Source organism: Flavilitoribacter nigricans DSM 23189 = NBRC 102662, from assembly GCF_002646595.1.
In the GTDB taxonomy this organism is placed as follows: Bacteria; Bacteroidota; Bacteroidia; order Chitinophagales; family Saprospiraceae; genus Flavilitoribacter; species Flavilitoribacter nigricans.
The window spans coordinates 425,141-437,284 of record NZ_PDUD01000001.1 but is presented as its reverse complement, the minus strand read 5'-3'; the positions used below and the strand labels follow the sequence as shown (position 1 = coordinate 437,284).

Below are 12,144 nucleotides of genomic sequence, written 5' to 3'. Positions count from 1 at the left end.
GTATGGGCAAAATATCGAGAAAACCACTCAGCCGGATCGGCTATGATTTTATTCTTCCCCAATTTCTGGAACCCGGCCAGGATGAATACCATATCCGGTACCGGCAGTTCGGACCCGGAAAGGATTTTCGGAGGCTGACCGCATCGGAGATCGAGGCGCTGGTGAAAAATGAGAACGTCGCGGATAACTGGGAAGACATCTGGGTGAGCGAAGCCTTCGATCCGAACCTGGTGCGCAACTGTCACTTTCACGGCCGGGTGCGCATCGGCGCACTGGAAGCTTATTATCTGGAATTCCACGAGCTCCGTATCCCCGTCGGGCTGTACAACAGCACCATCATCTCTTGTGATATTGGTAATTATGTGGCGATCAAAAACGTGCAGTATCTGGCTTATTACATCATTGGCGACGAAACGGTACTGTTCAACGTCAATGAAATGCAGACCACCAGTCACGCCAAATTCGGCAACGGTATCCTGAAAGAGGGCGAATCCGAGCACCTCCGGATCTGGCTGGAGATCTGCAACGAAAACGGCAATCGTAAAGTGCTGCCCTTCGAAGATATGTTGCCCGCCGACGCCTGCCTCTGGGCCCGTACCCGCGATGACCGGGAATTGATGGCTGCCTTTAAAAAAATGACCGATAATGCTTTCGATCAAAGTCGGGGGTACTACGGCACGGTCGGTACGCAGTGCGTGATCAAAAATACCGAGAGTATTAAGGATGTCAAGATCGGCAGCCACGCCTACATCAAAGGTGCCAATAAACTAAAGAATCTCACCATCAAGAGTAGTGAAGCTGCTCCCTCCCAGATCGGCGAAGGGGTGGAACTGGTCAACGGGATCATGGGCTACGGCAGCCGGGCGTTTTACGGGGTAAAGGCCGTCCGCTTTATTCTCGGAGAAAACAGTACGCTAAAATACGGCGCCCGGCTGATCAACTCTATCCTGGGTGACAATTCGACCATCTCCTGCTGTGAAGTGCTCAATTCTCTGCTCTTTCCAGGCCACGAGCAGCACCACAATAATTCCTTCCTGATCGCCGCCACCGTCCTGGGGCAAAGCAATATTGCGGCCGGAGCTACCATCGGTTCGAATCACAACTCGCGCGGTGCGGACGGTGAGATCATTGCCGGCCGGGGATTCTGGCCCGGACTGTGCGTCAGCCTGAAACACAATTCCAAATTTGCGGCTTTCTGTCTGCTCACCAAGGGTGATTTTCCCGCCGAGCTGCACATCCATCTACCTTTTTCCCTGGTAGCCAACAATGAATCCGAAGACCGGCTGGAGGTGATCCCGGCCTTTTGGTGGCAGTACAATATGTACGCGCTGGCCCGCAACGCCTGGAAATACGGGGAGCGGGACCAGCGAACCTACAAACAGCAATCGTTCGAAACGGATTTTCTGGCTCCCGATACGGTAGCGGAAATGTTTCACGCGCTATCGTATCTGGAAGAGGCCACGGCCCGGGCATTTCGGGAGCAGGACCATCCATCACCGGAAATTGAACTGGAAGGCCGTGCGCTGGGAAAAGAGCTGCTGCTGGAAAGACCGGAGATCGCTGATCGGCTCATCATCCGGGCGAACGATATGGAACATTCCGCCCGCGAAGTCCGGTTGCTGAAAGTGACCGCTGCCTACCGGGCTTACCGGGAGATGCTCCATTTTTACGGCGTAAGAACTTTGTTGGATCTCCAAACGGAGGGGGAAGGTCCGGTGGCCTGGGAAAACCTCCGGGCACAATTCGGGGAAAGCCAACGGGAAGACTGGTTTAATCTGGGCGGACAACTGATCGCCCGGGCGGACCTGGACCGGATGCTCGCCGAGATCAAAGGGGGCGATATAGATTCCTGGAAAGAACTCCACGCGCGCTACGTCGACCTAGACCGGGATTACCGGCAGAAAAATGCCGCCAATGCTTATGCGAGTCTGCTGGAGTTACACGGGATAGATGCACCTGCAGTGAACGAAGAGATGTGGCGGAAGTGGGTAGAGCAGGCCACCGAAATTAGCTGGATGATGGCCAGGAGGACCAAAGCGAGTCGTCAGAAAGACTACGACAACCCGTTCCGCCAGCTCACGTATAACTCAGCGGAGGAAATGGAAGCGGTGCAGGGAGCGCTCGACGCGAACCCCTTTATTCGGGAAATGGCCAGCCGGGCGGCTGAATTTGCGGATCGACACGCATAAATGCGCCCAGGTGAATATCAATTGCTGTCGGAACTCAGATCCATGATCTTATCTACCACATAATTGATGGTGAGTCCCAAAACGGTGATGCCGACGGCCAGGGGATACAGTTGCAATCCCGCCGCAATACCGAGGCCCGCGGAAAATAGTATGGTGGCTGCGGTGGTCAGGTATTTAATGGATTCCTCTTTTTCGCTTTTCAGAATACTTCCGGCCCCAATGAAGCTCACACCCACGATAATGGCGTGGATGATACGGGTGGGATCAACCCCCAGGCTCGCCGAATCCAGGCTGTTCTCCATCTGAAAGGCTACGAATTTTCCCAGTGCCACCAGCAGCGCAGCCGCGCTGGCGATCAGCATATTCGTGCGAAATCCGATCGGTTTATCCTTCTTTTCGCGTTCAAAACCGATCACGCCACCTAAAACAGCGGCGATTAAAATATCAAGAAGGATCCTGAGCTGGTCGAGCCATTCCATAAACTGAATTTTCCGGGTTCTTTCTGCTTTAACTCCAATCGGAGGCTGGAAGTTTGCTGGGGAAGGAACAGGCTTCGCACGCTATTCGGTGCAAAGCCTGTCCGCAGAGTATCTTCATTACCAGATGAATGAGCAGCTTACCATCTGTAGATCAGCGTCAGATTGGCCGCCATGTTCTTCATTTTTACTTCAAAATCTCCGGCCTGGCTTTCATTCACGAAAAGAAGGCCGGTAGCAGATGGACCGGAAAGCAGATTGGAAAATCCGGTGTAGAAGTTCCCTCCCAGACCAAAATTGGGGGTGACAAAATAGTTGGCGCCGAGGTCCAGGCCAAAATCAAAGTTGTTGGTGATCAACCGTTGGTTCTCTATCTCCGCATTCAGGATCCAGTTGATCACCGGGCCGGCTTCGAAGGCCAGCCCTTCCCCTGTATCGCTCAGGGAATAAACGAAAGAGAGTGGGAGTTTCAGGGTAGTGAGGTTGCCACTACCGGCCTCCGTATCGAGAACGGAGAGATCGTATTTCTCGAAATTGAGGTAAACGCCCGGCCGGAAACTGATCGCCGAAGCGCCAACGGGACTTTCGGCAAAAAGTCCTAAGACATAACCGATGTTGCCGGAAAGCGAAGTGGCCGGTGCATCGATGGTAGACAGGCTGGTGTTGATCCCGGCCTTGAAACCGACGGCCTGGCTGTAGGCCGAAGTCTGGCAAAATGCCAGCATCATAGCGAGTGCTGAGAGCTTTAAATACTTAATCATTGATTTGAAATAACAGGTTAAAAAAAATGGATTAGTAGTAATTCGGGGGTATGGAGCATAACCGATACGCAGGGCGTACCGCCCGTCGGTTTGACAGGAGCGTCAGGTATCCGGGAGTGATCGGAAATTCTAGAGGTAGTCCGATGCCTATGGGGCTTTACATTATATTTTTAAAGGGAAAAGATGGGTTCGTGCAGGAAGACAGGCCCTGGGAGCAGGGCATAAAACTGGCCGGGGAGTACAGTTGGCGTAGGTCATGTTTCATCAGAGTTGGTGCGATCCGGAAAGAGCGTATTGGTTAGGGCTCTTTACTTTAAGCGCATGGATAAATTGGTAGAAATTATTGATGTGAAAATAACGCTTTTTGCAGATTCTCCTACAGACGTAGACCGATCGGCAAAATTTTTTTTGTATCATGCAAGACTTTATTCAAAACAAAACTTTCACCAACATGAAATTCAGCCCGGTACTCCTTACCATTGGCTTAGTGCTATGTCTGTTTTCCTGTGCGGATACCGAGCAGGAAACGGCCAGTGAAACACCTTCCCGGCCCAATATCCTGTTTATCATGTCCGATGATCATGCCTACCAGGCGATCAGCGCGTACATGGATCATCTGATCCAGACGCCGAACATCGACCGGATCGCAAAAGAAGGGATGTTGTTTTCCAACGCCTGCGTGACGAATTCGATCTGTGCACCTTCGCGGGCCGTGATCCTTACCGGAAAACACAGTCACCTGAACGGCAAGATCGACAACCGGTCTCCGTTTGATACTACCCAGGTCACTTTTCCCCAGATCTTTCAGGATGCCGGCTACCAGACGGCCATGTACGGCAAACTGCACTTTGGTAACAATCCCAAAGGCGTAGATGATTTTATGATCCTTCCGGGACAGGGCAATTACATCAACCCGCGCTTTATCACGGCCGAAGGCGATACCACCATCGAGGGTTACGTAACCGATATCATTACCGATCTGACCATCGACTGGCTGGATAAAAAGCGGGATCCCAATAAGCCGTTCTTCATGGCCTATCTGCACAAAGCCCCACACCGGCCCTGGTGGCCCCGCCCGGATAAGTTCAAGGAATTTACGAAGAAGACCTTCCCCGAACCGGCCAGCCTGTTTGACGATTATTCCAATCGCGGCACGGCGGCCAAAACGGCGGAGATGAACCTGCTTTACCACATGCAGTACCCCCACGACAGCAAGATCCGGCCGGAGACTCTGGAAGCGATGGGAGAGGTAAAACCGGAAGTGCCCGGATTTGCCGGAGGTTTTAACGGCCCCTACGGTCGGACCAATGACGCCCAGCGGGCACAGTACGATCCGGTCCTGGATAGTATCAACCAGTTCTTTCAGGAAAACTGGCCGGGTATGACCGACGAAGAAAAAATGAAATGGAAGTACCAGCGCTATATGCAGGATTATCTGGGCTGTATCTCCTCGGTAGACGATAACGTCGGGCGGGTACTGGATTATCTGGAAGAATCCGGCCTGGCCGAAAATACGATCGTGGTCTACACCTCGGATCAGGGCTTTTACCTCGGGGAACACGGTTGGTTTGATAAGCGGTTCATTTACGACGAGTCCTTCAAAACGCCGTTGATGGTCAAGTGGCCGGGTGTGATCGAAGCGGGTTCCACCAACAATGAAATGGTGCAGAATCTGGATTTTGCCCCCACCTTCCTGGAGGCAGCCGGAATTGATGTTCCTACTGATATGCAGGGCGAAAGCCTGATGCCGCTCCTGAAAGGGGAGAACGACAGCTGGGATCGCGATGCGGTCTATTACCACTACTACGAATATCCGGCGGTGCACATGGTGAAACGCCACTATGGCGTCGTTACCAAAGAATACAAACTGGCCCATTTCTACTACGATGTGGATGAATGGGAACTTTACGACCGGATGAAAGATCCGCAGGAAATGAATAATGTTTACGATGATCCGGAATACGCCGATGTCGTAGCCGAACTGAAGGATAAACTGGCCGAATTGCGGGTGAAATACAAAGACTCCGCCGAGCTGGATCAGAAATTTATCGATCAGTATAACAAGTGATCCGATTTTGATCTAAACCAGGGTGACAACCCGTTAGCCCGGTCCGTTATGGCTGGCTGCCGGGTTGTTACTGCCTTGCGGCTGGTGCAAAGTATTGCATGCAGCACCACATTTCTTCATTCCCGGTAAGGGCAATTCCGGGTGGCGTGCCGTCTTATGACAAATACCAAATCATGCCATACCCTGCCAACCAACGCCGAAGATTTCTCAAATATTCCGGATTGCTGGGCCTGAGTACCTACCTGGGCCTGAATATTAGCGGCTGCCTTGCAAGCGGTGAACTGACGTCCTCCAAACTCATCGCTGCGGGCAATGCCCGGGAAGAAAAAGAACGATGGGAATTGTTAGAGGCGGTAATGGCGTCGGATACGACCGATCCGGAGATCAGGGAACAATTGCGGACCCTGCTTCCCTTTGTCGATCGTTGGGCCAACGGTCGCTCTATTGCCATTCAGGAATGGCAGGATCGTGAGAATAAGAACTACCTGCCCTGGCCAATTCGTGAAGGTGATATTGATGAGGTCGTTCCGCCGCCGCCACCCGAAGATTCTCCCGTTTATCCATTATGGTGTTGGTATCGCAGCCGGACGTTGATCTGGCAGGCCATCGAATACGGCGAGATCCAGGGGCACCCGGAGATCCTGCAGCGATATATTGATGAATCCCGGCGCCTGTTGCAGGTAGCGGCCGACGCTTATCCCCGTAACGGTATTATCCGCCTGTACCTGGGAGAGCGGGAAAAGTGGCCGACGGATCACCGTGCTTCGGAAAAAGCGCCGGATTGGGCCGTGGCTCAGAAAACCGCACTCAGCGGCCTGCAGGACGTCATCCACTGGTGGATCACGAACCGGCAACTCACCGACGGGCAATACGGCGGCGGTTGGGGCGATGACGTGGAAATGTGGCGTTGGTGGACACCCGCCCTCATTGGTCTGCAGGACCAAAAGATCCAGGATGCCCAACGGCGACTGAGTCACGGGCTATTCCAGATAGAAAAAATGAAAGGCGGCTATACCAATCGGATCGATGATGTAGAGCACACCGCCGAAGATTCCGCCGATACCATCACGGCCATGATGCACATTGACCCTACGGACGAAGCCTGGACGAGCCGGGCCCGGCATCTGGTCCATTTGATGAAAACGCTCTGGACGGGTGTGAACGAACGCGGGTTCCTGCAATTCAAAAGTACCTATTTCACCGATACGGAAGTAGACCTGACTCCCCGGAAAGCCTGTGATACGGTTTATCATCCCCGGGCGGTCCAACCCGCGCTCCTGCTCTGGCAACGCACCCGGGATCCGGAGCTAAGCGAGATCTTTACGCAGTGGCTAAAAACCTGGGTGGATGCTGCGGGCCGCGCGGAACGCGGAAAACCGGCCGGCATCATCCCCTCGGCTATTCACTGGCCGGACGGTAAAGTGGGCGGTGTGGGAGAACAGTGGTGGAAACCCGGCAACTATACCAGTAATCCGCTCTACGTCTGGCCCAGCCAAATGGGCATGATGACCAATTCGTTGTTGCTGGCCTTCCACATTACTGGCGATCGTTCGTTCCTGACTCCCATCATCTCAATGGCCGAGATCCGGCAAAAGTATTTTCGCAAGGGAATGGTAACCCCCGAAACGGAAGGTTCCGAGGATTGGTGCGCCGCTCAGATGCACCGCTTTCTGACCGGTACACTGGCTAAATATCGCCTGATCACCGGCGATACCCAGTTTGATGAATTGCTCGAAATGGAGCAGGATCCCTACGTGGCGTACAGCTTTTTCGGACGGGAAGATGGTTTCACGACCACCATGCGGGAGAATGCGGCGGCTTTCAGCAGTAATTTTCCGCTCTACACCAGTGAGATGCGATGGACGGATCGCATCCTCAATTTCAATTCCCACTACCTCCGTAAACAATATCCGGAAACGCCGGTACCGAATACCCGCTTGTTGTACAGCGCCCTGACCGGAGACCCCGGAGATCCGCTTTATTTCCCACTGAACGGTTTCCAGTGGCTGACGGATCGCACCGACCTTTCGGTACGGGTAAAGACGCAGAGTGACCGCAGCGCCGAAGTGGAACTGTTTGGCTTCTTCGACGGCCACCGTTCGGTACCGTTTAAAACTTATTTGTTGCAACCCGGCTCTTACCAGCTGGTTCTGGCGGATGAAAGCGGAAAGGAAGTTTCCCGGCAGGAGGTGCAATTGACGGAGCAGATCAACCGGCTGGAACTGAAGGTGCCCGGAAAACGTGCGCTTCGCCTGCAGATCTACTGACCTGGAATTGTTTTGGTCGGGAGGATCGGTGTTGCAACTTGCACCTTTCTGGGCAATTGAAGATACATAAGTCAGGAAGTATCGGACCGGTACTAAACAAATTTTTATTATCTTGATGGGGCATCTTTATACTGCCTACGCCTATGTCGTTTCGTCCGTACCTTTGCTGCTTATTTCTTTTTCTATCGGTCCTGTTTTTTGCAAACTCCTGTACTTCAGATTATTCCGCTGCATCGGCCGGTGCGGGGGAAGCCCTGTTCGTACACGAGATACAACCGATGCTGGACCGCAAATGTCTGAGCTGCCACGGCAACGAGCCGGACGATCTGCGGGGAGATCTGGACCTTCGGAGCCGCCGGACCATGCTGCGCGGCGGTGCATCGGGGGAAGCGGCCGTCGTACCCGGCTCACCGGCTATCAGTCCGCTCGTACTGGCACTGAAACGACAGGATCCCGATAAAGCCATGCCGCCCAAGGAAAACGAGGCGCTTTCACCCGACGATATCGAATTATTTGAAGACTGGATCGAAATGGGCGCGCCCTGGCCGGATGAGGCACAACAGGACGCGATCCTGGCGGCCGGCGACTGGCAATACGGTAATCGCATTAATGTAGCCACCAGCGGTGGGCAATCGGAAGATTGGGATAATCGCCGGTACAAGCTCAACAATATCTGGGCTTTTATGCCGCTGGAAAAACCGGAGGTGCCCGCTGGCGATGCCCCTCATCCGGTAGATGCCTTTATTCAGACCAAACTGGAGGAAAAGGGCCTCCCTGCTACCGGTCCGGCGGATAAAAGAACCCTCATCCGCCGCGCAACTTTTGACCTTACCGGATTGCCGCCGAGCAAGCAGGAAATTGCGGCCTTTTTGTCGGATACCTCGGATCGGGCTTTTGAAAAAGTAGTAGATCGCCTGTTGGCAAGTCCCCACTACGGCGAACAATGGGGACGCCACTGGCTGGACGTGGTGCGTTACGCGGATACCGACGGCTTTTCCAATGATTTCATCCGGCCGAATGCCTGGCGGTACCGGGACTACGTGATCCGGTCGTTCAATGAGGATAAACCCTACGATCAGTTTGTGCGTGAGCAGGTGGCCGGGGATGAGATCGATGCCGGTGATCCGGAAAATCTGATCGCTACCGGATTCCTGCGCATGGGCCCCTGGGAACATACGGCTATGAGCGTGGCGGCGGAGACCCGGCAACAATTTCTGGATGATGTTACTAATATCGTTGGAGAGACTTTTTTGTCCATTCCACTGGGATGCGCGAAATGTCACGATCACAAATACGATCCCATTCCCACCCGGGATTACTACCGGATCCAGGCAGTTTTTGCACCCACCCATTTCGCCGAGCGCCCGGCTGCGTTTTTGCCCGGAGAGAATGTAGAAATGATGGAAGAGGAGAAGTCTCGCCTGGAGCGATGGCTGCATTCCACTCGCGAAGAGCAGAAAGCCATGAACGAAAAGGAGGAAGCGGCGGCCCGGGCCTGGTTTCAACAAAAGGGCAGGCCCTATCTGACCAAAAGAGACCGGCGCAAACTGCCCGATGAAGAACAACCGCCGCGTTACCTCGGACTGACCAATCAGGACCTGGGATACCGCAAAGTATTGAATAAGCGCATTCAGACGATCAACCGGACGCGCACCCGTTTCGAACCGCTGGCCTATGCGGTGTACAATGGGCCGAATCGCGAAGTGCGGAGCCATCAGGCCATGAAAGTTCCCGAAGAAACCAGCGGAGCACCACCGGCTACCTTCATACTTGGGGGCGGATCGGTCTACGCTCCGGGCGAAGAGGTAAGACCGGGTGTTCTCAGTGCGGTATCCACTCTGGAACAGGCCCTGGATGCGGCTCCCCGGGCACCCGAAGCTTATCCTATTCCGGATGAGGTATCGGGTCGAAGAGAGGCGTTTGCCGAATGGCTGACCCAACCCGATCATCCTTTGACCCTGCGATCGGTAGTCAATCGGATCTGGCAGTATCATTTTGGTACGGGGCTGGCCGGAAATGCCAATAATCTGGGAACTACCGGCAAGAAGCCCACCCATCCGGAACTGCTGGATTGGCTCGCCGGATATTTTGTGGAACAGGGCTGGTCATTCAAAGCCCTGCACCGGCTGATCATGAGTTCGCAAGCCTACCAGCGAGCCGGACAGCATGCTGATCCCGAGTTATTGGCTCTGAAAGATCCGGACAATGAATATCTGGCCGTTTTTGAACCCCGTAGATTGGCCGCGGAGGAGATCCGCGATGCGATGTTATCCATCTCCGGGGAATTAAATCCCGAAACGGGAGGTATTCCCGTGCGGCCGGAGATCAACCAGGAGATCGCTTTACAACCCCGGCATATTATGGGCTCCATCGCTCCGGCCTACCAGCCCTCCCGGCGTCCGGAAGTGCGGAACCGCCGAACCATTTACACGGAGCGTTACCGCAGTTTGCCCAATCCGATGCTGGAAGTGTTCAATCAGCCCGCTCCCGATATGTCCTGTGAACGACGGGCCAGTTCTACGGTGACCCCGCAGGTGTTCAGCTTGCTGAATAGCCCGCAGATGCGTGACCGGGCCATTGCATTGGCGCTTCGCCTCGAAGCAGAATCCGGTGCGGGTTTACGCGAGCAGGTGCAACTGGCGGCTTCCGTCGTTTGGAACCGTCCGATGCAAGAGGAAGAAATACAACCGGCCGTAGATTTTGTGTGGGAGATGATCCGGTACCACACCAAAGTGCCACCCGATCCGGTCTGTTACGCCCGGGAAGTGGAACGGGAAATGTTTGAAGAAATGACGGGAGAGACTTTTCACTATACCGAAGTGCTCGATGTTTACGCCGACTACGAACCGGATGTGAAGGATACGGATATCCCTCCGAAAACCCGGGCGCTGGCGGATCTCGCATTGGTTCTTTTCAATACAAACGAGTTTATGTATGTCTACTGAGCAACCACATCGCAGTCGACGGGACTTCCTCTACGGGCTTGGTGCCGGCATCGGCGCCGTGGCGCTGAGCAGTCTGCTGGGCTGTGATCCGGCGGAGATCACTCCGGAACAGGTAGTCAAAGCGATCGAGAATCCGCTGCAGGCCAAGCCGCCGATGTTCATTCCCAAGGCCAAGGCCTGTATTTTTCTGACGATGGAGGGCGGACCCAGTCATATCGATACCTTTGATCCCAAACCGGCCCTGGAAAAACACCATTTGAGCAAGTTTACCCGCCAGGGTGAGCAATTCTCGGCGATGTCTTCCGGCAACCGGTATATTGTCAGGAGTCCGTTTACGAGTCGGAAGGTCGGTCAGTCGGGCGCCGATATGAGCGCGCCCTTTGTGCACCTGGCGAAGGTGGCCGATGAGATCTGTTTTTACCGGGGTTGTCAGGCGGAGTCCGTCAATCACCCCACGGCGATGTACCAACTGAATACGGGTAATCAATTTGGCGGTGATCCGGCCATTGGTTCCTGGGTGGCTTACGGTCTGGGTTCTTACAACGAAAATCTGCCGGCCTTCGTGGTGTTGCCCGAAGTGGCCTTTCCCCAGGGCGGTTCGGCCAACTGGTCCAATGGATTCCTGCCCGCCCGCTTTCAGGGAACAACTTTCCGACCACAGGGAACGCCCATCCTGAATATCGATCCGCCTCCCGGCGTAAGCCGCTATCACCAACGGGCCAGTCTGGACCTGTTGCGGAAATACAACGAGGAGCACCGTGCCGGACAGGCCAATCAGGATGAACTTTCCGCCCGTATGGCTAATTACGAACTGGCATTCCGCATGCAGATGGAAGTACCCGATGTGATCAATATTGAAGATGAGGACGAAAAAACAAAGGAACTGTACGGCATCGGCCAGACCGAGACCAATGCCTTTGGCCGGAAGTGCCTGCTGGCCCGGAAGTTGGTGGAAAAAGGCGTTCGCTTCGTACAGATCTATTCTTCCGGCTGGGATTCACACGATTATCTGGCGCGTGCCCACGGATCGCTGATCAAAAGTATCGATCAACCCATCGCTGCCCTGATCACGGATCTGAAACGCCGCGGTCTGCTGGATGAAACCCTGGTAGTCTGGTGTGGAGAATTTGGCCGTACCGCCGATAACGGTATCCGGGAAGGTGGTATCGCTTACGGCCGGGACCATAATCCCAATGCGATGGCCGTGTGGATGGCGGGTGGCGGTGTGAAAGCCGGACATACCATCGGCGCTACCGATGAACTCGGTCAGGAAGCGGTTGAAGTGGTGCATCCCATCAGCGATCTGCACGTTACGCTGCTGCATTTGCTGGGACTGGATGATAACCGGCTGACTTATTTTCACGGGGGGCGTTACAAACAGTTGTCACAATTTGGCGGTAAGTTGATCCGGGAACTGGTGTAGTACACTACTGGACAT

At 54.3% G+C, this 12,144-nt stretch carries 7 protein-coding genes; 5 read left to right on the top strand and 2 right to left on the bottom strand.

Annotation, left to right across the window (positions count from 1 at the left end):
• Positions 1 to 2 precede the first annotated feature (2 nt).
• Positions 3 to 2,189, top strand: a complete 2,187-nt coding sequence (locus CRP01_RS01600; RefSeq protein WP_099148224.1) for a DUF4954 family protein — start codon at positions 3 to 5, stop codon at positions 2,187 to 2,189.
• A gap of 17 nt (positions 2,190 to 2,206) precedes the next feature.
• On the opposite strand, the gene CRP01_RS01595 is transcribed toward CRP01_RS01600, so the two are convergent.
• Both CRP01_RS01595 and CRP01_RS01590 read right to left on the bottom strand, forming a co-directional pair.
• On the bottom strand, positions 2,207 to 2,668 hold the full coding sequence (locus CRP01_RS01595; protein ID WP_099148223.1) for an MgtC/SapB family protein: 462 nt from the start codon (positions 2,666 to 2,668) through the stop codon (positions 2,207 to 2,209).
• 137 nt (positions 2,669 to 2,805) lie between these two features.
• The gene (locus CRP01_RS01590; RefSeq protein WP_170110175.1) at positions 2,806 to 3,393 is read right to left on the bottom strand and encodes an outer membrane beta-barrel protein; all 588 of its coding nucleotides are present in this window, start codon (positions 3,391 to 3,393) and stop codon (positions 2,806 to 2,808) included.
• A 484-nt stretch (positions 3,394 to 3,877) separates the two neighbouring features.
• Between CRP01_RS01590 and CRP01_RS01580 the strand changes: the two genes are divergently transcribed.
• The 4 genes from CRP01_RS01580 (at position 3,878) to CRP01_RS01565 (ending at position 12,129) form a co-directional block, all read left to right on the top strand.
• A complete protein-coding gene (locus tag CRP01_RS01580) occupies positions 3,878 to 5,494 on the top strand; it encodes a sulfatase family protein (RefSeq protein ID WP_099148299.1) in 1,617 nt (538 codons plus the stop codon).
• A 173-nt stretch (positions 5,495 to 5,667) separates the two neighbouring features.
• Positions 5,668 to 7,761, top strand: coding sequence for a hypothetical protein (locus CRP01_RS01575; RefSeq protein WP_143473226.1), 2,094 nt, complete (start codon positions 5,668 to 5,670; stop codon positions 7,759 to 7,761).
• Between the two features lie 143 nt (positions 7,762 to 7,904).
• On the top strand, positions 7,905 to 10,706 hold the full coding sequence (locus tag CRP01_RS01570; RefSeq protein WP_099148219.1) for a PSD1 and planctomycete cytochrome C domain-containing protein: 2,802 nt from the start codon (positions 7,905 to 7,907) through the stop codon (positions 10,704 to 10,706).
• Complete coding sequence (locus CRP01_RS01565; RefSeq protein ID WP_099148218.1) at positions 10,696 to 12,129, top strand: DUF1501 domain-containing protein; 1,434 nt, start codon at positions 10,696 to 10,698, stop codon at positions 12,127 to 12,129. Before CRP01_RS01570 ends, CRP01_RS01565 begins: the two co-directional genes overlap by 11 nt.
• The last annotated feature ends 15 nt before the right edge of the window (positions 12,130 to 12,144 follow it).

Coding starts and splice junctions, on each gene's coding strand:
- CRP01_RS01575 (WP_143473226.1), top strand. CDS start 5,668: ATGCCATACCCTGCCAACCAACGCCGAAGATTTCTCAAATATTCCGGA.
- CRP01_RS01580 (WP_099148299.1), top strand. CDS start 3,878: ATGAAATTCAGCCCGGTACTCCTTACCATTGGCTTAGTGCTATGTCTG.
- CRP01_RS01600 (WP_099148224.1), top strand. CDS start 3: ATGGGCAAAATATCGAGAAAACCACTCAGCCGGATCGGCTATGATTTT.
- CRP01_RS01570 (WP_099148219.1), top strand. CDS start 7,905: ATGTCGTTTCGTCCGTACCTTTGCTGCTTATTTCTTTTTCTATCGGTC.
- CRP01_RS01590 (WP_170110175.1), bottom strand. CDS start 3,393: ATGATGCTGGCATTTTGCCAGACTTCGGCCTACAGCCAGGCCGTCGGT.
- CRP01_RS01595 (WP_099148223.1), bottom strand. CDS start 2,668: ATGGAATGGCTCGACCAGCTCAGGATCCTTCTTGATATTTTAATCGCC.
- CRP01_RS01565 (WP_099148218.1), top strand. CDS start 10,696: ATGTCTACTGAGCAACCACATCGCAGTCGACGGGACTTCCTCTACGGG.